Here is a 21,784-nt window from a genome sequence, read left to right as displayed (position 1 = left end):
ACGGCATGCTATGCTTTTTTTGTTAACGTTGCTAGTGTGCAGTGCGGACATTCGCTACGAACAACGCATCACTTTGTAAAAAAATGCTACTCTATCCAACAACTTTCAGCGAAGTATATTGAAAACAGCCTATGTTGCATTACCAAATTGAGTTTGATGATTATCGTCAACATTTGATCCACGTCTCTTTACGCTTTCTTGCAGACCCAACACAGGTGCTTTGGTTACCGAGCTGGATTCCAGGCAGTTATCTGATTCGTGAGTTTGCAAAACACATCGAATCAGTTCGTGCTTTTGACGAAGATGGCCGTCAGTTAAATATTGACAAAATTTCAAAGAACCAATGGCGTCTGTTCAACACGGATCATGAATTGATCACGGTTGAGTATGATGTTTATGCTTATGATTTGTCAGTCCGTGGTGCTTATGTCGACCAAACCCGTCTTTATGTCAATCCAGCTTGTGTATGTTTGGCTTTGCAAGATCAAGAGCATAAACCTGTTGAGGTGGAAGTATTCTTACCGACGGAGCTTAAGCATTTTGATCTAGCCACAGGACTTGAGCATAAAAGCCTAGTTAAAGGCCGTCATACCTTGTATGCCAAAGACTATATGCAGTTGATTGATAGTCCATTTGAGCTTGCTGAGCAGACACGTTTTAATTTTACTGCGCAGGGCATTGAACACGAGTTTGTGGTCTCAGGCCAACATCAAATGAATGCGACACGCATGCAACAAGACATAGAGAAAATTTGTGCTGCTGAGATTGAATTGTTTGGTTCAGCGCCGTTTGATCGTTATGTCTTTATGACCATGGCAACACAAAATAGCTATGGTGGCTTAGAACATCCGAACAGTACCAGTTTGTTAACGCCACGTGATGATTTGCCCAAATATAATGAAGGGAATGAACCTTCAGCTGCATATCAACGTTTTCTAGGTTTATGTAGTCATGAATATTTTCATGCGTGGTTGGTCAAATTTATACGCCCTGAAAACTTTGTGAACTACGAATTAAAACAAGAAAGTTATACTTCGTTGTTATGGATTTTTGAGGGGATTACGTCTTATTACGATGATTTAATACTGTATCGTAGTGGAGTGATTTCTCAGGCGTCTTATTTGAACTTATTAAAAGCTCAAATTGATCGTTACTTACAAAACCCAGGACGATTTATTCAGTCTGTTGCTGAATCGAGTTTTGATGCATGGATTAAGTTCTATCGCCAAGATGAAAATTCAAATCAAGCAGGGACAAGCTACTACAATAAAGGTGCATTAGTTGCACTGTGTTTAGATCTAGGTTTACGTAGCCATGGTTCAAGTTTAGACGATTTGCTTCGGTTGCTTTATAACCGTGCCCAGCAAGGTATTCAAGTCAATGAACGTACTATGTACGAACTATGTAAGGAACTCACGGGACAAGATTGGGGCGATCGCCTTAATTTCTTAATTAACCATACTGATGAGTTGCCATTGGAGCAGGTTTTACCTGAGTTTGGTTTGGGCTATCAGTTAAAGCAAGACAAAGCTTTAGCGCTTGGATTGAAATTACAGCAAAAAGCAGATGGTTTACACGTCGTACAGGCACGCCGAGAGGGTGTGGCTGCACAGGCGGGTATTTCAGCGCTCGATGTGATTGTTGCAGTAGATGGTTTAAAAGCAACTGAAGCGGCATTACTTTGTATTGCTAAGCAAAAACAAAACTGCCAAGTTCATGTGTTTAGACGCGATGAGCTGTTGAGTTTTGAGTTGCAAGCAGCTGAGACACCATTGGCTGAGGTAGAACTGAAAGTACTTGATCAAGACAAGTTAGCCAGTTGGTTAAACTGAGTAATTTGTAGCTTATAAACTGAAAAGGCGGACCATGGGTTCGCCTTTTTGCTGTTATTAACAGTGAGTTTACAGTTATTGCGTTGCTTTACAGCTAAATGTAAGTTTGGTCTGAAAGTCTGTATCTTTTTCAAGGCTGTTGTTCTTACCGACCATAGTACCAATTACACCAGCTGCTGCTGTAATGAGCTGGCCAGTTTGATCATTGACTACACCTTTAAGTGCACCAGCATATTCAGATTTCTCATCAATTAAGACAGGTTGTGCTTTTTTGCCACATGTGTTGTTGGCAATAGTAATTGCATTATTTCTAGAAATAATTTGGGTTTTACCTGTACCAGTCACTTCATATTGGTTATTTTCTTTTTGAATGGCTAAACCTTGTGTTGGCTGAGTTGCACATGCAGTGAATGCGAGCGTGGTGAACATTGTTGCACCGAGTGCTAATAATTTATTCATAGTGTTACCTAATAATTAAAATGAATGACGTAACATCGTGTGTTATGTAACCCATTTGATTGTATGCGATATCTTGCAGAAAAATAAGAAGTTTGTTTAGTGGTTCTGTGAATTTTAAACACTTGGTTTTATTGCTAAGTATAAAGCTATCTGTTGAGTGCTCAACAAATCGCATGACATTTAAAGGGCAGTTGCAGTAAAAGAATCTGTTTGTGTTAAGCTAAAACGTATTGTTAATTCAGAGATATTGAGTGCTATGTCTGTATCACCGTGTCAAATCGTTCACGATAATATTCATCAACGCCAGTCTATTGGTCAACTTATTGAGCCAGCACCTAATAGTGAACAATTGCAACGCGCCGTGCATGCGGCATTAACTGCACCAGATCATCATCGTTTAAAACCAACTCGTTTTATTGTTATTTCTGCAGCGCAGCGTCAGGCTTTTGGCGAGTTACTGGCTGAATCAATGCAAGCAATGGGTGAGCAGGATCAAACCCAAATTGAACGTGTGAAACAACATCCATTTCGTGCACCTATGTTACTTTTGGCCATAACCGAAGTTCAACAACATCCGAAGGTACCTGAGTTTGAGCAACTCTTAAGCAGTGGTGCTGCGATAGAAAATTTACTCTTATCTTTGCAAGCACAGGGCTTTGCTGCAATGTGGCGCAGTGGTCCAGTGGTTGAATCGAAGCATTTAAAACAGTCACTTGGCTTAAAAGAACAAGATTTCATTTCTGGAATTATATATATTGGGACCGCAGCAAAAGAAATCGCTGCCCGTGCACCGATCGATCTAACCCCCTATCTCAGTGAATGGGGAGTTTAATTGTTGTGTTGCAGGGCGAAGTCACTGCAATATTTCAAACCGCAACATGATAAATGAAAGTTTTTTAGGATAACGATAATGTCAGACCTGTTTAAGGATTTGGTTGACCCTATTGCAGTAGATCAAAAGACTGCGTTAAGGGTAACTGTATTGGGTGGTGGAAGTTTTGGCACCGCAATGGCCAATACCGCTGTGCGTAACGGCTGTGAAACCAAGATCTGGATACGTGATGCCGCTGTTGCAGATGAAATTAATCGGACGCATATTAATCAGCGCTATTTACCTGATTTTACCTTAGAGGCTGGTTTACGTGCTGAGCATGATTTGGAAGCGGCTGTGCGTGATCGGGATATTATTTTAGTCGCGATTCCAAGTCATTCATTTCGTGATGTATTGAAGCAGATTAAACCATTTATTAGTGCTCAAGCAGTGATTTCATTGACTAAAGGTATTGAAGCGAAAAGCTTTAGTTTCATGAGCGATATCATTCAAGAAGAACTTCCTGAGGTGCCTTTTGGTGTTTTATCAGGTCCAAACCTAGCCAAGGAAATTATGGCTGGTATGCCAGCAGGGACTGTGATTGCCAGTGATTCTGAGTTAGTGAGATATGCAGTACAGCAAGCACTACATAGTGCATTGTTTCGTGTTTTTGCTAGTGATGATGTACATGGTGTTGAGCTAGGTGGTGCATTGAAAAATATTTATGCAGTGGCTATGGGCATTGCTGCAGCATATCAGGTGGGTGAAAACACCAAGAGTATGATTTTAACCCGTGCTTTGGCTGAAATGAGTCGTTTTGCAGTTAAACAAGGTGCAAACCCATTAACTTTCCTTGGTTTGTCTGGGGTAGGTGATTTATTCGCGACGTGTAATAGTCCGTTGAGCCGTAATTATCAAATGGGCTTTGCCTTAGGTTCTGGAAAAAACTTACAAGAAGCAAGTCAGGCATTAGGGCAGACAGCAGAAGGGATTAATACCATTGTGCAGGTCAATGCTCGGGCCAAACAGCTTGATGTATATATGCCAATTACAGAAGCATTACATGCTGTGATTTTTGAGGGGGCTCCACCTTTACAAATTGCAGTAGCGCTGATGAAAAATGGCCACCGTAGTGACGTAGAGTTTGTTTTGCCTCATAACGCAGTATAAGTAGAATTTTGGCCTATTACACGAAGTTGTAATAGGCCTTAACTCTTGCGCGCCAGCAGAAGGAATTTGTGTAAAAGCGATGAGGATATCGCTACAATTGTAACAAAGCCCCGTTATAATCGTGATAAAGCGAATAAGGAATCTGAATGCAACTGACTTTAGTCCGTCATGGTGAAGCAGCACCTGCTCAAAATGGCAATGATCATAAACGTCCACTGACTGAACGTGGGAAGCGACAAGCTGAGCAAACAGCACAATACTTAAAAGAACAACTGACTCCCGATGTATTTGTTGTTAGCACGCTGTTACGTGCGCAACAAACTTTGGCTTATATACAAGCCTATTTCCCTACAGTACCAGTATTGATTTGTGATAAGATCAAGCCCGATGATGCAGCAGATGATGCCATTGCTTGGTTGGAAAAACTGCCCTTTGAACACATCTCTGTTGTGTGTCATATGAATGTCATTGGTCATATTGCTGCACAATTAACGGGAGAGCACTATCATCCCTTTGCTTTGGCTGAAGCACGAATTTATCAGCAGGCAGTCATTGCTAATGGCTTGTCTACTCAGCAAAGTGCATTTATTCCAACGGTTTAAAATGAAAATAATATTTAAGGTTAAAGCATAGTTCATGTTGTATTTATGGATGCCCGAAGCCAACGGGGACTGGTACTGGTCGCGTGGTGAACATTGGATGCAAGCCTCAAGCCTTGAGCATTTGACTCAAGAATTGCAACTTGATAAAGGGATCGAGACCATTGTTTTCTTTCCCAGTCGCGAAGTGCAGTTATTACAACAAAGTTTGAGCAAATCACAATATAAACAACTAGGGCCAACAGGCATTCGTTATTTATTAGAAGAATATATTATCTCATCTATTGATCAGATGAAGGTATTTTCACATTTTCAAAGTCCAGATCAAGTGACGGTCTTGGGGATTAGCCAACATGCAGTAACGACTATGCAGCATAGCCTCAGCCTATTGCCGATAAAGGTTGTTGCTTTGTTGCCTGATTACTTGATATTGCCCGCACCGACGACGGATCAAGTGGTTTTGGCAAATATACATGGTCGTTTATTGGTACGTGAAACGGAGTATCAGGGTAACTCTATTGATGATCTTGCATTGACACTAGAGCTGTTAGATCATGACAAAACTATTTTGTATAGTGCACTCAGTGATGAGCAGTTTGAAAGTTTAGCAGCGACAACAACTGCAGAATCTCGACAAAGTTTCGAATATGTATTTGACGCCAATAAGCGGTTAAAACAGCATGTATTTAATGTCTTACCTAAACAAAAAGATCAAGATACAAAGTGGTCAGCTTATTGGAAAGCCAGTGCAGCACTCTTTTTACTGTTGCTCTTAGCACAGTTTAGTTATGACGCTTTACGATGGGTGAAACTGAAAAAACTCAGTGATGAAACTTCGGTCATGGCTTTGGATCAATACCGCTCTTGGTTTGGTGAATCGCGCAGTGTAAATGAGGATAATCTCAAAGAGCAGTTTGGGAAAAAACTCACACAAAGCCAAAATGCCAATACGCAAGCCTTGCAATTGATTAGTCGAGTAGGGCCGATTTTGATGCAGCAAAAAATTACAGCCAATCGAGTTGTGTATGATGGTACAGCGCTGAATATGGACTTAGTTGGTCATTCTTCTGATACCTTGCAGGCTTTGGTGCAACAGTTAAATCAACAGGGTTTTAAAGCTAAATTGGGGAATATTCAAACCCAAGGCGAATCTGTTGTTGGTGTGGTGAATATACAATAATGAAAAATTTCGCATCGCTTCAAAGTAAAATTGATCAATTATTTGATCGTGTTAATGAATACTTAGATCGCCTTACAGTGCGAGAGCGAATCATGGTCATTGTTGCAGGGATCGTGATTGTGGTTGCCTCTATAGGGTCTGCGCTTTGGTATATGCATTTGGCAGCAGAAACACAAAATAAACGTTTGATTGATCTCAAAGAAACAATGGTGTGGATGCAAACGAATGTCGTGAGTATGAAGCCTGCGGATGATTTAGCACTGAGTACAACGGATAAAATTCAACGTGTTGCCCAGCAACAAGGCCTTTCTGTGGCAACCCAACAACAGGGTGAAAAAGCTTTTCAGTTGATCGCACAACACGAGAACTATGCAGTTTTGGCAAACTTTTTGACTCAGATAGCACAAATGGGCGTGAGTATTGATCAAATGGACATGCAAAAGCAGGATAATCAGATCAAATTAACAGCATCGGTTCACTAAGCTTGTAAAATAAACCTTGTGTAAGCATGGTGTTTTTGGGGGGCTATGACTATACTATTGGCGACTTTAAAGCAGTAGACTGACAAAAAATATGTTGTATTCTCTCGCTCGCCCGTTATTGTTTTCTATGGACCCAGAGCGTGCACATGAGCTCAGCTTATCGATGCTGAAAACTGCACACAAAATGGGCATGATGCAACAGAAGATTGCAGCCAATCCTGTAAATTGTATGGGAATAGAGTTTCCAAACCCAGTTGGCCTTGCCGCAGGCTTAGATAAAAATGGTGCTTATATTGATGCACTTGCTGGTTTAGGGTTTGGATTTATTGAGGTCGGTACAGTTACTCCTCGTCCACAATCGGGTAATGAGAAACCACGTTTATTTCGTTTGGCACAGTCTAAAGCCATTATTAACCGTATGGGTTTTAATAATGATGGTGTTGATCAATTAGTTGCCAATGTCAAAGCAGCAAAATTTAAAGGCGTATTGGGGATTAATATTGGTAAAAATGCCGATACTCCAGTTGAAGATGCAACATCAGATTATTTGATTTGCCTCGAAAAAGTCTATAACTACGCATCTTATGTTACAGTCAATATTTCATCACCAAACACTAAAAACTTACGTAGTTTGCAAAGTGGTCATGCATTAACAGAGTTACTTGAGAGCCTAAAGGCCAAGCAGCTTGAGTTGGCTGAACAATATCAGCACTATGTACCAATCGTACTCAAAGTTGCACCAGATCTCAGCGCAACAGATATTGAATTTATCGCATCACAACTCGTGCAATTTAAAATTGATGGGTTGATTGTGACCAATACCACTTTATCGCGTGAAGGGGTTGAAGGTCAGCAACATGGTGATGAAGCAGGTGGTTTATCAGGCGCACCAGTATTTGAAAAAAGCACAGCTTGTCTTAAAGCATTTGCTCCACTTTTAAAAGATAAAGTCGCATTGATTGGTGTGGGTGGTATTGTTGCTGCAGAGCAGGCGATTGCGAAGCAACAAGCTGGTGCACAATTGGTACAGTTATATAGTGGTTTAATCTATACTGGGCCTGAACTGGTTAAAGAGTGTACTGAAGCGCTTGCGCATTAATTGCCTATGAATGGACTAGATATCACCATATTACTGATTTTGCTCATGGGAGGGCTAAACGGTTTGCGCCAAGGATTTGTTAAGGCTTTAGCAAATTTGCTGGGGTGGGTCTTGGCACTCATTTTGGCTGCTAAATATGCAGTGACCGTAGCACCATTAATGTCAGTTTTGAGTATGGATCCTGTCGTACAAAAAATTGCGGCTTTTGCTGTCATTATTTTGTTCGTCGTGGTGTTATCTTGGATTCTGAGCGCCTTTTTGGATGGTCTGTTAAAGACGTTAAAACTGGGTCCTTTAAACCGTTTGGCCGGTGGTATGTTCGGCGGTGTAAAAGGTCTACTTGTTGTGTTAATTGCCATGCAGGGCTTAGGTCCATGGGTTGAAAGTTCTCCCTACTGGAGACAGTCAAAATTAGTCCAGAATTTATTGCCTTATGCACCTTTGGCAACAGAGCTAAGCAAAAATGTAGCGAATCAGGCTTTAGAGGAAATGAAGCCTGAATCATCAAATACCGAAGGTGACCGTCATCGTGTTGATACAGCTGCGCAAGCCGCAGATCAGCCGAATAACGGCACAAAAAATCCGTTTTATTAATCCGAGCTGGTCTGCGAGGTAGCTATGTGTGGAGTCGTTGGTATAGCAGGTAAATCACCTGTAAACCAAATGTTATTTGATGCTTTAACGATGTTACAACATCGAGGACAGGATGCAGCCGGCATTGTAACTTGTCACAATGGCAGATTATTTTTGCGTAAAGACAATGGTATGGTACGTGATGTATTTCACACTCGCCATATGCGTGCATTGCTCGGCAATTATGGTATTGGTCATGTGCGTTATCCAACAGCAGGTTCATCAAGCAGTGCAGAAGCACAGCCGTTTTATGTGAACTCTCCTTATGGCATTACGCTTGCGCACAATGGCAACTTGACCAATGCCGCAGATATCCACGAAGATTTGTTTAGTGCAGACCTTCGTCATATGAATACCGACTCTGACTCAGAAGTATTGCTAAACGTTTTTGCGCATGAATTGCAAAAACGTGCAACTTTACATCCACAGCCAGAAGATATTTTCCATACTGTTCGTCGTGTACATGAGCGTTGTAAAGGTGCTTATGGCGTTGTTGCCATGATTACTGGTCACGGTATAGTTGGCTTTCGTGATCCTAATGGGATTCGTCCATTGGTATATGGTTCACGTCTAACCGAAACTGGCCAAACTGAGTATATTATTGCTTCTGAATCAGTTGCGATTACTGCTTTAGGCTTTAAAGTTGAGCGTGATGTTGCACCAGGTGAAGCGATTTACATCAATGATGAAGGTGAGTTGTTTAGCCAGCAATGTGCGGCTGAATCACGTTATCGCCCATGTATATTTGAATATGTATATTTTGCTCGTCCAGATGCGATCATTGATGGTATTTCAGTCTATAAAGCACGTTTGAAAATGGGTGAAAAGTTGGCCAATAAAATTTTGGCTGAATGGGGTGAGGAGCATGATATTGATGTCGTGATTCCAATTCCAGATACCAGTCGAACCTCTGCACTTGAATTGGCCAACACTTTGGGTATCAAGTTCCGTGAAGGTTTTATGAAGAATCGTTATATTGGACGAACCTTCATTATGCCAGGTCAACAACAACGTAAAAAATCTGTACGTCAAAAGTTGAACCCTGTTGAACTTGAATTTAAAGGTAAAAACGTACTTTTAGTTGATGACTCAATTGTACGTGGTACTACGTGTAATGAAATTATTCAGATGGCACGTGACTCTGGTGCGAAAAAAGTATTTTTTGCTTCAGCTGCACCGATGGTGAAATATCCAAACGTGTATGGTATTGATATGCCTGCCAAGGCGGAATTGATTGCTTCTAATCGTAGCGTAGAAGAAATCAAAGATATTATTGAAGCTGATCGTTTGATTTTCCAAGATCTTGAAGATCTTAAAAATGCGGTTCGTACAGATAAAGTACCTACAGTGACTGAGTTTGATTGCTCTGTGTTTGATGGTCTTTATGTGACTGGTGATATTGATGTTGCCTATTTGGACCGTTTGGAAAAGAGCCGTAGTGATTCTGCTAAAAAAGACAAAGATGGTTATATCGATGTCAATATTGATGCAGCCTCAGTTGACTTAACTGGGATCAAAGAATCGTAATTGCAATTGATTCGATTTTAGAAAGTTGCAAGCGAAATGAAAAAAGTGGGTTATTCCCACTTTTTTCATTTATGATAAGGAGCAGCACTAATAGGGGCGCTTTGCATTGAAAAATGTGAGTCATTATTTAATCAATCATAAGAAAATATTCTGGTCGGTCAGTATGAGTGTACTGGCCATGTTGCTGACGATTTTTATTTTAAATACCATTTTAGGTTTATTGGTCTTTTATTTTGATCAAAGCCAGAGCATTTTTTGGCATAGCTTAAGTCCCTATCTAATGGTTTTGTTGGTCTCGATTATCGGCTGGTCGGTATTGTATGAACTTTATGTTTTTCGTGCAGGTGGACATTCATTAGCCAAGCAATTGCGTGCACGTCGTTTAAATAAATTAGAAAGTACCCCAGAGGAACATACGGCTTTAGAGCTGGTTGAGCGATTAGCTCAGCGTTTTTTTATTGAAGTACCTGCGGTTTATGTGCTTCCAGATGAAATTGGGGTAAATGCTTTAACCGCGGGTTTTTATACTAAAAATACAGTTATTATTTTAACTTGGGGTGCACTGCAAAATTTAGATGAAACTGAACTCTATGGTTTGCTTGCACATGAGTTTAATCAAATTTTAACAGGTGAAGCGACGGAAAATACCCGACTGAAGATTTTATACAGTGGTCTAACGACGTTTAGTCAGTGGGGAAGTAAGATTGCTAAACAAGGTTTTAAGCATGCTTCTGTACAGTCTAGGCATAAATTTGAAACTGCTTTTGTTGTCGTTGGTGGGCTGATTTGGTTGACAGGAAGTATGGGGGTGCTCAATACACGTTTAATTAAGTATTTAACTTTACGTGGTCGTACTTTTGACAATGATTATCAAACAAAACAATTATCTGCACATCAAGCCAATATCCAGACTTTATTACGAATTTATGTGCATCATGCGGGTTCACAGATTCACAGTGAGTATTCAGAAGCGATTGCTCATATGTGCTTTGCAAACTCATTAGGCCCACAAAGTTGGTTGAACATTCATCCAAGTATTGAAGCACGTTTATACGAGTTAAATCCGACACTATTACAAGATTTACAGTTGGAGAATTTAACTAAAATTAGCAGTAAAACTTGGCTAAGCTTGATGCATGCTTTAGATGAAAGTAGTGGTGAAAGCTATAATCCTTGGTTGGCACCACAGCCTTTACCTTTATTGCGTTTGTCACCCATTAGTTTTGCAATTAAAGATGCAATCAAACCCCTAAATAGTGATATTCGCAAACAAATGCAACGTCCTGAATTAATAGTTCGTGCATTACAAACCTCTAGTGGTTCGCGTGAAGTGATGGTGGCGATTTTAATGATTCGTCAGTACCGCGAATTTATACCAACAGGGGCTGAGGTGAGTCGGGCAATCATTGATGCCTTATTAAATATTGATGGGCGTTTACATATTCAAATCTTCCATGATGCTTGCGAAAATCTCGGAAATATTCCAGCAACAATTTCACGGCAGTTTCTCACTAAGTTGGCCAAAATTATTCAAGAAGATGGTGAGATTGGTTTATTAGACGCATTGTTGTTGGAGCGGGTTAAGGCACAGCTTAATTTATTGCCCATGCATACACCGAGTTCCTTGGAAAATGCTAAACCTCAGATCGTTCGTTTGATTGATGCCTTGTTGCATGTGCAGCAAATCAATAGTGTTAATCAAATGGATGTGCGTGATCAAATTTTGAAAAAAGTGCTGAGTGAAGAAGAACTTGAATTATATGAAGTGATTTCGGATGAACCGATCGATTTAGGAGAAATCTTAAATGATATTAGTGGTTTGTTGCTGCGTGATCGCTTGAGTATATTGGGGATGGCTGAAATTTGTTTATGGAATGATCGAATTATTACTCAAGATGAGTTGGATGTTTTAGCCTTACTTTATTGGCGCTTAGGGTTTGAGCATCGTCAAATTGTTGATGAAATGCAAAAGAAAAACAGTATGATGATTATCTAATCAGCGTCAACAATTACTTGGTCGCATATTAAAAAAACGACTGCGCAGATTAGCGCGGGCATTTCAGGCTCACTCAGGTTAGAATAGCGCAGATGTTCAGTGTTGTTTATATCAGTAGGGTGTTGGGTTTTCATGGATTTATATGCTTTAGCACAACAACGTAATATGTTGGCCTGCATGGGGATTGACCTGTGGGTGACTAAAGATGTGTCCAATCTTCAGACGGTTGAGAACTCGCTTTATCGGGATCGTGTGGTTGAGCAACATCAAGCACTACCTGCTGTCGTTTTGGTTGATCAGGTTGTCGCAGAGCCTGAAGTAAAAGTCGTTGAACAAATCGTTGTAAAAGAACAAGAAAAACAAGAATCGCAACACAAGGTGGTTCATCGAACTGATACAGTCGAAGCTGTAGTTGAGCCTGAATTAGATCAAGTTATTAGTATTGCACCATTTGAAATTCAAGCAGTGGTTTTGCCCAAATGTATTTTGATTGTAGATGGAACACAATTGAGTGCTGAGCAACAACAGCTTTGGGTTAATATTCAAGCAGCACAAGTGGGTCAATCTTATAGTTTAAAATGGCCATTTGCTTTGGCACAGTTTCAAGATGGTCGTGGTGTTACATCTTATGTACACGGTTTTCTCGCGATGCTTCAGCAAGAACACACTTTGATTGGCTTGGGGCAATTACCGATAACGCTAACCACGAAAATTATTGATCTACCTGATTTACAAGATATGTTGGATCAACCTCTATTAAAACGGCAACTCTGGCAACATATGCAAGGGCAAGCATCCTCTATATAAGCGAGGCTTATTATTTTAGCTGCAAGCTTCTTGTTGAATATTTATTTTACTTTTACTGTATTTACTTCGGTTGCATAGACATTAATATTAACAATAAGATTCATTTGAGAACAGGATGTTGTGATGAAACAGAAGGTCGTTGTATTTAGTCAAATTGATGCTGAGATTTTGGCGCGTTTACAACAACAGTATGAAGTTGTAGTGATTAATCCTAAATTGGGTGATGTACAAGAGCAGATTAAAGCTGCAGTTGTTGATGCTGATGGCATGATCGGCGCTGGTCGCATGTTGAATGCAGCAAATCTAGAGTCAGCACAAAAACTGAAGGTAATATCTTCAATTAGTGTGGGATATGATAACTACGATGTGGACTATTTAACGCAAAGTGGTATTTGGTTAGCGCATACCCCTCATGTTTTAACTGAAACAACCGCAGATTTAGCTTTTACTTTATTGGTGAGTGCTGCCAAGCAGGTAACACGTTTAGATCAGTGGACCAAACAAGGCCATTGGCAGCGTACAGTTGGTCAGGATCAGTTTGGTCAGGAAATTTTTGGACGTACCTTAGGTATTATTGGCTTGGGTAATATTGGTCAGGCGATTGCCCGTCGTGGTTTTCATGGTTTCAACATGAATATTCTCTACCACGGCCGCCAAGAACATTTAGACCGTGCTGAGGCACTAAATGCACGTTTTTGTTCACTCAATGAATTATTACAACAGTCTGATTTCGTGGTGCTTGCAGTTGATTTAAATGCAGATTCACGACAGTTGATTGATGCAGCTGCTTTGGCTCAAATGCAAAAGCATGCAGTATTGGTGAATATCTCACGTGGACAGGTTTTAGATGAAGCTGCATTATATGATGCAATTGTGAACCGAACGATTTTTGCTGCTGGTTTAGATGTCTACCAGCAAGAACCTTTAAAGCAAAGTGATTTATTTGATTTGGATTACGTTGTGACATTGCCCCATGTAGGTTCGGCAACAGCACAAACACGTAAAAAGATGGCAGAATTGGCTTATCAACAGCTCGTTGATGTTTTAAATGGGCGTCAACCGCGTTATTTGGTCAATCCATAATTGGTTAAAAGAACATAACACTTCAGCTATAATTTACCTTATTTTCAATGCTATAGTTGATGTAGTCCGTTTTAGAGTGTATGACTTGAAGAAAACAATACTCAGCATTGCACTGTGTTTTACTACAGCAGCACAATCAGCCCAGTTCTTCACCCAAAATACAGGTTCTCCGCAGTTAGAGATCCCTGAGATTGGTGGTGGAGTGGGTTTGATTGATCAACAAAAAGAAAAAATAATTGGCGAGAAGGTTTTTCGTCAAGTACAAAGCCAATTACCAGTTTTACGTGATCCTTGGCTTGAAGACCAATTCATGTTGGTATTTTCTAATTTGTTAAGCCAAGCAGAGTTAGGTAAACCCATTGCTTTGGTGCTGGTTAGTGACTCACAAATTAACGCTTTTGCTGTACCTGGTGGATTATTTGCACTCAATACGGGTTTGGTGACTTCAGCGCGTAATATGGATGAAGTTGTTGGGGTAATGGCGCATGAGATTGCACATGTAAAACAACGACATTATAGCCGTTCCCAAGAAGCATTTAAGGGGCAAGGCTTATTAGCATTGGCAGGTATTATTGTTGGTGCGGCATTGGCAACTAAAGCTGATGGTGATGTTGGTGGTGCTGTGATGATGGGAACACAGGCTGCATTAATGAGTCGCCAGCTCAACTATAGCCGTAACCAAGAGCGTGAAGCAGACCGCATCGGCATGAATTTTATGGGTGGGGCAGGATATAATCCACAAGCCATGGCTGATTTCTTTGAAACAATGAACAGAGCGACCAGTCGAGTCAGTTTTTTACCTGATTTTTGGTTGACGCATCCACTCACTACAGAACGTATGAGTGAAGCACGTTTGCGTGCCAATCAAATGCCTAAAGTACCCTATAATAGCCAGTTGGCTGAGTTTGATGTGATTAAGTGGTATACCGCAGTCATGAGTGGTCAGGCCGCTGAAAGTCAGCTACAGGTTTTGGCGAAACAAAATAACTATGCAGGCTTATTGGCGCTCACCCGTTTTTATTTAAAACAAGGCGATTATAAATTAGCGCAGCAACAACTTGATCACGCTAAATCAATCAATACGCAGCATAATTTGGTTGTATTATTACAAACAGATATTTTCTTGGGATTAAATAAATTAGACGATGCTGAAAAAACAGTGCTGGCGCGTCAACGGATTATTCCAGAGAATCGAGCATTGAATTTTAAATTGGCAGAAGTCTACATTCGTAAGGGCAATGCAGCAGGGGCTGAACGCTTAGTGAATCCTTTCTTACGTAAAAATGAAAATGACATTATTGCGTGGAAGTTGATGCAACAGGCAGCCAATATAGATACTGCAAATCCTATGCGTGCAGTCAATGTATTGCGTTATCGTGCAGAAGCTGAATATTGGTCTGGTTTAGAGGAGAGTGCGATTAAGTCACTCATCCATGCACAGCGCTTGAGTAAAGATAATCAGGCAATGAGCGCAAAAATAGATGATCGTCTTAAAACCATGCAATACGAGAGACAGTTAAAAATTTAACTGTTTAACTTAGGCGGGCTTTGATCTTTGCTGAAACTTCAGCAGGATCGGCACGTCCGGCTATGATCGGACGTAGAGAATTCATCACCTTACCCATATCTTTCATGCTAGTAGCTTGTTGAGCAGTAATAGTTTGCTCAATCAAAGAATCAAGTTCTTCCTCAGTCATAGCTGCTGGTAGAAATTGAGAGATAATCTCAATCTCGGCTTGTTCAATACTAGCGAGGTCTTGTCGGTCTGCAGCACTAAAGGCTTTGACTGACTCTTTACGTTGTTTGATTTGTTTCTCAATGACCGCAAGGACTTGATTGTCATCAAGTTCGATACGATCATCGACTTCAATTTGTTTGATGGCTGCTTGTAGACTACGAATCACCTTGACTACAGCCATTTCTTTGGCTCGCATGGATGTTTTAAGTACATCAGTAATCTGGTTTTTTAGCGTCGTCATCATTTATTCCAAGCAGTCAGTCACAAATTAATTAGTAAAGGCGAGTTGTACGTACAGATTCACGCGCCAATTTCTTTTGGTAGCGTTTAACTGCAGCAGCTTTTTTGCGCTTACGTTCTTGAGTTGGTTTTTCATAAAATTCACGCTTACGAACGTCAGCTAAGACACCCGCTTTTTCGCATGAACGTTTGAAACGACGGATAGCTACGTCAACTGGCTCGCCTTCTTTCAATTTAACTTGTGGCATGAAGAATCCTCATAGTTTATGGATAAGATCTACGCAACATTGCGTTAGATCACAAGTGAAGGACAGTATTTTACTCATTTACATCTCATATCACAAGTCTATAATAAGCGGCGCATTAATTTGGAATAGGAAATAGGGCAAAAACATGATTGTTCTCGGCTTAGAAACATCTTGTGATGAAACCGGTTTAGCACTGTATGACAGCGAATTGGGGCTACGAGGACAAGTGCTTTATAGTCAAATTAAATTACATGCTGAATATGGTGGTGTAGTACCAGAACTTGCATCGCGTGATCATGTTCGAAAAATGATTCCATTGATTAATCAACTGCTCGAACAAAGTGGTGTAGAAAAACAGCAAATTGATGCTGTGGCTTATACTCGCGGTCCTGGTTTGATGGGCGCATTGATGACAGGTGCATTGTTTGGTCGAACTTTAGCATATGCGCTCAATGTTCCTGCACTGGGTGTACATCATATGGAAGGCCATATGTTGGCACCATTATTGTCTGCTACTCCTCCACAGTTTCCCTTTGTCGCGTTATTGGTCTCAGGTGGACATACTCAATTAATGGCTGCTTATGCAATTGGTGAGTATGAAATTTTGGGTGAGTCTATTGATGATGCTGCGGGTGAGGCATTTGATAAGGTCGCAAAAATGTTGGCATTACCTTATCCGGGTGGCCCAAATATTTCTAAACTTGCTGAGCAGGGTGACCCCACAGCATTTGAGTTTCCGCGTCCGATGTTGCACCAAGGTTTAGATTTTTCTTTTAGTGGTTTAAAAACAGCAGTTTCAGTGCAGTTAAAGAAACCTGAAGCTCAAGGTCGTGATGCCGATATTGCAGCCTCATTCCAAGAAGCACTGGTTGATACTTTAGTGAAAAAATCAGTGAAAGCCCTAAAACAAACGGGATTAAAACAATTGGTGATCGCAGGGGGCGTGAGTGCAAATAAACGATTGCGTGAACGTTTGGAGCAAGACTTAAAGAAAATCCGTGCTGAAGTTTATTATGCAGAGCCTGCATTATGTACGGATAATGGTGCCATGATTGCTTTTGCGGGTTATCAGCGTTTAAAAGCAGGGCAAAAAGATGGGCTATCTGTGACCACTACACCACGTTGGCCAATGACTGAATTGACTCGGCCAACAGTAGAGTAAGGAATTTAAACGGTAATAGATCTAGACTCAGTGTCTAAAGGGAGATCTACACTGAGTAATTAACCGTCTAGAGTGGAAGGATGCAAATCATGTGATTTGCATTATTCTATATTGTTGATTACTCAATTTCTGAAGCATTGTCATCTTGAGTTGGTTCTTCAAGAGAACTATCAAAAATTAAGATTGCTTTACCGTCAGTTTCAATCATGCCTTGTTCTTCGAGTGTTTTTAAGACACGTCCGACCATTTCGCGTGAACAACCCACAATACGACCAATTTCTTGGCGAGTGATACGAATTTGACGGCCATTTGGAAGAATCATTGCTTCTGGTTGTGCACAAAGATCAATCAAACAACGTGCGATACGACCAGAAACATCGATAAATGCAAGGTCAGTGACTTTGCGTGTAGTATTTTTCAAACGTCTAACGAGCTGAGCAAAGACTGCATAACTTAAGTCAGGATAAGTACGACTTAATTCATGGAAGTTTTCATAGCTGATTTCTGCAATTTCACAAGTATCTCGGGTTCTTACTTCGGCAGTACGTTGAGGGTTTGCTTCAAACAAGCCCATTTCGCCAAAGAAGTCGCCTGGATTTAAGTATGCGACGACAATTTCTCGATCATCATCTTCGCGTAAAATAATTGAAACTGAACCTTTTAAAATCAAATAAAGTGATTTTGATTCACTACCCGCATCGATAATAGTCATTCGTTTGGGGAAACGGTTGATTTGGGCGCGTTTGAGTAATGCTTTAACTGACTCAGGGAGTTGGCCTGGAGACAGTGCATCAGTACTTAGATATGATAAATTGGAAGCCATGCTTATAAATTCCAAACTGGATAGTAAATAGATCTATAGACCTAGAATGAGCTCATAAAGCAGAAGCAACGAGGTGAAATTCCTTCTCAACCCATTTTATGCTAGTGTTACCGCTACCCCGTCAATTTATAGATTTTTTTAGGTGGTTGCAATGCAAACAAGTGTACATTGGTTAGAGAATGTTGCTTTTGAAGCAAATTCTGAAAGCGGACACCGCGTGGTTATGGATGGTTCTGCTGCTTATGGCGGCAAGAATCTAGGGCCACGTCCTATGGAGTTAATTTTAATGGGACTCGGTGGGTGTGCATCATTTGATATCGTAACTATTTTGCAGAAATCTAGGCAGGATGTGATAGATGTTGTGTGTCAGCTGAAGGCTGAGCGTGCAGATGCGGTTCCTGCTGTCTTTACCAAAATACATTTACACTTTGTTGTGACTGGCCGAGATGTCAAAGAAAAGCAAGTTGCTAAAGCGGTTGAATTGTCTGCTGAAAAATATTGCTCTGCCAGCAAAATGCTGTCAGCAGGCGGGGTGGAAATTAGCCATGATTTCGAAATCATCGAAGCAGAAGCCGAAGCTTAAGTCATAAAACATAAGTTGAATAAAACGATCTCTAAGTTGCTTTGATTTAGATCTATAGGTCTAAATCAAAGGCTTGCTAAAACAGCTTGCCAGTGGCAAATTTAAAATAAACTTTACATATTTGACTTGAAAAGCAAAAGAATTACCTCCATATCTATGCCGAGTTATATTTTTAAGTTATACCTTTAAAAAATTGAAATATAACTATTTTTTTTGAAAAATCATTTGAAATTTACCCAATCATTCCCATTAATAAATCAATCAAAGAATTTGTTGCGAGGAATAACAATAATGCGTTTTGAAAAATTCACTAATCGCTTACAGCAAGCTTTATCCGATGCCCAATCACTCGCTATGTCCAAAGATCATGCGGCGATTGAGGGAATTCATATTTTGTCAGCGTTGTTAAAAGAAGCTTCAAACTTAAGTTTATTACAGCAAGCTGGTGCGCGATTGCCAGAGCTACAAAGTACACTTGAGCAAGCTCTCAATAATGCTGCAACTTTAGGTCAAGTCACTGGCGATATTAATTTAAGTCCTGATGCAGTGAAGGCACTGAATTTGGCTGATAGTTTTGCACTAAAAGCTGGGGATGAATTTCTGTCTACAGATTGGGTGTTGCTAGGTTTATTGCAAACAGGCGCCACTAAAAAACTGCTTAGTGATGCAGGGTTAAATGTCGAAAATTTACGCCACGTGATAGATAAAATTCGAGGAAATGACAAAGTAATGAGTAATAATCATGAGGATCAACGTGATTCTTTAAATAAATATACGATTGATTTAAATGAACGTGCCTTGATGGGTAAACTCGATCCAGTTATTGGTCGTGATGAAGAAATTCGTCGGACAATTCAAGTTTTATCACGTCGTACCAAGAATAACCCAGTACTCATAGGTGAGCCTGGTGTAGGTAAAACAGCCATTGTTGAAGGTTTAGCTCAACGAATCGTCAATGGTGAAGTGCCTGATAGTTTAAAAGATAAACGCGTATTGTCTTTAGACCTTGGTGCACTGTTGGCTGGTGCCAAATACCGCGGTGAATTTGAAGAACGTTTAAAAGCTGTTCTCAATGATTTAGCCAAACAAGATGGTAGCGTCATTTTATTTATTGATGAATTACATACCTTGGTTGGTGCTGGTAAGGGTGATGGAGCGATGGATGCGGGCAATATGCTTAAACCTGCATTGGCTCGTGGTGAATTACGCTGTGTTGGTGCAACGACTTTAGATGAATATCGTCAATACATTGAAAAAGATGCAGCATTGGAGCGTCGTTTCCAAAAAGTTTTAGTAGATGAACCGAGTGTTGAAGACACAATTGCGATTCTGCGTGGTCTAAAAGAGAAGTATGCGACGCATCATGGGGTGCAAATTTTAGATTCGGCGATTATCGCGGCAGCTAAAATGTCACATCGCTATATTACGGATCGCCAACTACCAGATAAAGCGATTGACTTGATTGATGAAGCAGCATCGCGTATTAAAATGGAAATTGACTCTAAACCTGAGCCTTTAGATCGTTTAGACCGTCGTTTAATTCAATTGAAAATGCAGCTAGAAGCAGTGAAAAAAGATGAAGATTCGGTGAGTAAAGCTGAATTAAGTCATTTGGAACAGCAAATAGCAGAGGTGCAAAAAGAGTATAACGATCTTGAAGAAGTTTGGCGTGCTGAAAAAACTTTAGTTGAAGGTACCAGTAAAGTACAAGTTGAACTCGATCAAGCCCGTATTGCACAAGAAAAAGCGCAACGTGATGGCGATTGGGCAGAAGCAAGTCGATTACAGTATGGTGTAATCCCTGAGCTGCAAAAGCGTTTAGAGCAAGTAGAAAAGGTCGATGAAACTGAAGAACCGAAGTTAATTCGTACCAAAGTTACTGATAACGAAATAGCAGAAGTGGTGAGTGCTGCAACGGGTATACCTGTCGCTAAAATGTTGCAAGGTGAACGTGAAAAATTATTGGATATGGAGTCTTTCCTACATCAACGTGTAGTCGGACAAGATGAAGCTGTTGTTGCAGTATCCAATGCAATACGTCGTTCAAGAGCTGGTCTTTCTGATCCAAACCGTCCAAGTGGTTCGTTCTTATTCTTAGGACCAACAGGGGTGGGTAAAACAGAATTAACTAAAGCTTTGGCGAACTTTATGTTTGATAGTGACGACGCCATGATTCGAATTGATATGAGTGAATTCATGGAAAAACATTCGGTGAGTCGCTTAGTTGGTGCACCTCCTGGGTATGTTGGCTATGAAGAAGGCGGTATTTTGACTGAAGCGGTACGTCGTAAGCCGTATAGTGTGGTGTTGTTTGATGAGGTGGAAAAAGCGCATCCTGATGTGTTTAACATCTTATTGCAAGTTTTGGATGATGGTCGTTTGACAGATTCTCAAGGCCGCACGATTGATTTTAAAAATACGGTGATCGTGATGACTTCTAACTTAGGTTCACAAGATGTACGTGAACTAGGTGAGAGCGCAAGTGATGAGGCTGTACGTGCGGTTGTGATGGCTGCGGTAGGCGAGCATTTCCGTCCAGAATTTATCAACCGTATTGATGAATTGGTGGTTTTCCATGCATTGAAAAAATCACAAATTCGCGGCATTGCTGATATTCAATTAAACCGTCTACGTTCACGTTTAGAAGAACGTGATTTACAGTTTAACGTTGCAGATAGTGCATTTGATCAGTTAATCGATGCGGGTTATGACCCAGTATTTGGGGCAAGACCGTTGAAACGTGCGATCCAACAGCAAGTGGAAAATCCATTGGCGCAAAAAATATTGGCTGGTGAATTCCAACCGGGTGATCGTATCGAGGTGACAGCAGAAGAAGGGCAACTTCAGTTCGCAAAAGCGAAGTTGAGTTAAACTTTATCCTAAACGCTCAGTTTAAAAAAATATCGGCCTACGGGCCGATATTTTTTTGCGCGATGATTTATTTTTTCAGCAGGCACTGAAGTTCATGGCAACAAGATAGTTTCCATTGGTCTGAAAAGTGGGCGATATAATTGTAAAGTGTAGTTAGAGTTGTTAGGTTCAATGAAGGAAAATAAGAAATGGACAGTTTAAATGAACGTTTGGAAATATAAAAAACACAGTAGTTTTATCCATAAATTGATTTTAATCGGGCTGGGCAGCTGCGTACAACAATATGCAGTCGCGGATCAAGGACACTTTCTTGCATTACATGATACTGAATTGAATACGATCTCTTTATCAAGCAAACCAGATCAATTGAACTTAATACTACAAGCGGACCCTCAAGCAGATATTCCCCCGCAAGATGTGGCTCAATATCGACTTGATCAA

At 40.5% G+C, this 21,784-nt stretch carries 21 protein-coding genes; 17 read left to right on the top strand and 4 right to left on the bottom strand.

What is annotated here, in order from left to right:
* The first annotated feature begins 131 nt into the window (after positions 1-131).
* The gene (locus Aru01_RS13015; protein WP_016656882.1) at positions 132-1,832 is read left to right on the top strand and encodes a M61 family metallopeptidase; all 1,701 of its coding nucleotides are present in this window, start codon (positions 132-134) and stop codon (positions 1,830-1,832) included.
* Positions 1,833-1,907: 75 nt separating this feature from the next.
* Here the strand turns inward: Aru01_RS13015 and Aru01_RS13010 are convergent, their stop codons facing one another.
* Positions 1,908-2,291, bottom strand: a complete 384-nt coding sequence (locus Aru01_RS13010; RefSeq protein ID WP_016656881.1) for a hypothetical protein — start codon at positions 2,289-2,291, stop codon at positions 1,908-1,910.
* Between the two features lie 256 nt (positions 2,292-2,547).
* Between Aru01_RS13010 and Aru01_RS13005 the strand changes: the two genes are divergently transcribed.
* The 12 genes from Aru01_RS13005 to Aru01_RS12950 all read left to right on the top strand — a co-directional run bounded on the left by Aru01_RS13005 (position 2,548) and on the right by Aru01_RS12950 (position 15,206).
* Complete coding sequence (locus Aru01_RS13005; protein ID WP_016656880.1) at positions 2,548-3,123, top strand: nitroreductase family protein; 576 nt, start codon at positions 2,548-2,550, stop codon at positions 3,121-3,123.
* 78 nt (positions 3,124-3,201) lie between these two features.
* A complete protein-coding gene (locus Aru01_RS13000; RefSeq protein ID WP_016656879.1) occupies positions 3,202-4,272 on the top strand; it encodes an NAD(P)H-dependent glycerol-3-phosphate dehydrogenase in 1,071 nt (356 codons plus the stop codon).
* Between the two features lie 146 nt (positions 4,273-4,418).
* A complete protein-coding gene (locus Aru01_RS12995; RefSeq protein WP_016656878.1) occupies positions 4,419-4,874 on the top strand; it encodes a phosphoglycerate mutase family protein in 456 nt (151 codons plus the stop codon).
* A gap of 34 nt (positions 4,875-4,908) precedes the next feature.
* Positions 4,909-6,051: a type II secretion system protein GspL gene (gene gspL / locus Aru01_RS12990; protein WP_016656877.1), complete on the top strand. Its 1,143-nt coding sequence runs from the start codon at positions 4,909-4,911 to the stop codon at positions 6,049-6,051.
* Entirely contained in the window at positions 6,051-6,533 is a 483-nt protein-coding gene (locus tag Aru01_RS12985) for a type II secretion system protein GspM (RefSeq protein ID WP_016656876.1), read from the top strand. Before gspL ends, Aru01_RS12985 begins: the two co-directional genes overlap by 1 nt.
* Positions 6,534-6,624: 91 nt before the next feature.
* Complete coding sequence (locus Aru01_RS12980; RefSeq protein ID WP_016656875.1) at positions 6,625-7,632, top strand: quinone-dependent dihydroorotate dehydrogenase; 1,008 nt, start codon at positions 6,625-6,627, stop codon at positions 7,630-7,632.
* A gap of 6 nt (positions 7,633-7,638) precedes the next feature.
* Positions 7,639-8,226, top strand: coding sequence for a CvpA family protein (locus tag Aru01_RS12975; RefSeq protein ID WP_016656874.1), 588 nt, complete (start codon positions 7,639-7,641; stop codon positions 8,224-8,226).
* A 24-nt stretch (positions 8,227-8,250) separates the two neighbouring features.
* Entirely contained in the window at positions 8,251-9,792 is a 1,542-nt protein-coding gene (gene purF / locus Aru01_RS12970; RefSeq protein WP_016656873.1) for an amidophosphoribosyltransferase, read from the top strand.
* 106 nt (positions 9,793-9,898) lie between these two features.
* Positions 9,899-11,788, top strand: coding sequence for a M48 family metalloprotease (locus Aru01_RS12965; protein WP_040331244.1), 1,890 nt, complete (start codon positions 9,899-9,901; stop codon positions 11,786-11,788).
* Positions 11,789-11,920: 132 nt separating this feature from the next.
* Positions 11,921-12,595 (top strand): hypothetical protein, encoded by a 675-nt coding sequence (locus tag Aru01_RS12960; RefSeq protein WP_016656871.1) that lies wholly within the window; start codon positions 11,921-11,923, stop codon positions 12,593-12,595.
* Positions 12,596-12,718: 123 nt separating this feature from the next.
* Positions 12,719-13,678: a 2-hydroxyacid dehydrogenase gene (locus tag Aru01_RS12955; RefSeq protein ID WP_016656870.1), complete on the top strand. Its 960-nt coding sequence runs from the start codon at positions 12,719-12,721 to the stop codon at positions 13,676-13,678.
* An 85-nt stretch (positions 13,679-13,763) separates the two neighbouring features.
* Positions 13,764-15,206 carry a M48 family metalloprotease gene (locus Aru01_RS12950; RefSeq protein WP_040331339.1) on the top strand — a complete coding sequence of 481 codons (1,443 nt, stop codon included), beginning with the start codon at positions 13,764-13,766 and terminating at the stop codon, positions 15,204-15,206.
* 4 nt (positions 15,207-15,210) lie between these two features.
* On the opposite strand, the gene Aru01_RS12945 is transcribed toward Aru01_RS12950, so the two are convergent.
* Both Aru01_RS12945 and rpsU read right to left on the bottom strand, forming a co-directional pair.
* Positions 15,211-15,657, bottom strand: coding sequence for a GatB/YqeY domain-containing protein (locus Aru01_RS12945; protein WP_016656868.1), 447 nt, complete (start codon positions 15,655-15,657; stop codon positions 15,211-15,213).
* Positions 15,658-15,688: 31 nt separating this feature from the next.
* A complete protein-coding gene (rpsU, locus tag Aru01_RS12940; RefSeq protein WP_001136722.1) occupies positions 15,689-15,904 on the bottom strand; it encodes a 30S ribosomal protein S21 in 216 nt (71 codons plus the stop codon).
* 145 nt (positions 15,905-16,049) lie between these two features.
* On the opposite strand from rpsU, the gene tsaD reads away from it, so the two are divergent.
* Positions 16,050-17,066: a tRNA (adenosine(37)-N6)-threonylcarbamoyltransferase complex transferase subunit TsaD gene (gene tsaD / locus Aru01_RS12935; RefSeq protein ID WP_016656867.1), complete on the top strand. Its 1,017-nt coding sequence runs from the start codon at positions 16,050-16,052 to the stop codon at positions 17,064-17,066.
* A gap of 118 nt (positions 17,067-17,184) precedes the next feature.
* Here the strand turns inward: tsaD and crp are convergent, their stop codons facing one another.
* Positions 17,185-17,889: a cAMP-activated global transcriptional regulator CRP gene (gene crp / locus Aru01_RS12930; protein WP_016656866.1), complete on the bottom strand. Its 705-nt coding sequence runs from the start codon at positions 17,887-17,889 to the stop codon at positions 17,185-17,187.
* A gap of 151 nt (positions 17,890-18,040) precedes the next feature.
* Between crp and Aru01_RS12925 the strand changes: the two genes are divergently transcribed.
* The 3 genes from Aru01_RS12925 to Aru01_RS12915 form a co-directional block, all read left to right on the top strand.
* Positions 18,041-18,472, top strand: coding sequence for an OsmC family protein (locus tag Aru01_RS12925; RefSeq protein ID WP_016656865.1), 432 nt, complete (start codon positions 18,041-18,043; stop codon positions 18,470-18,472).
* A gap of 291 nt (positions 18,473-18,763) precedes the next feature.
* Positions 18,764-21,343, top strand: coding sequence for an ATP-dependent chaperone ClpB (gene clpB, locus Aru01_RS12920; RefSeq protein WP_016656864.1), 2,580 nt, complete (start codon positions 18,764-18,766; stop codon positions 21,341-21,343).
* Positions 21,344-21,544: 201 nt separating this feature from the next.
* Positions 21,545-21,784 (top strand): hypothetical protein (locus tag Aru01_RS12915; RefSeq protein WP_042111431.1); only part of this gene is annotated, 240 nt, incomplete at its 3' end.

This window comes from Acinetobacter rudis, from assembly GCF_000829675.1.
GTDB lineage: Bacteria > Pseudomonadota > Gammaproteobacteria > Pseudomonadales > Moraxellaceae > Acinetobacter > Acinetobacter rudis.
Note: the sequence above shows the minus strand (reverse complement) of the source record. Positions and strands in the feature narration are given on the sequence as shown.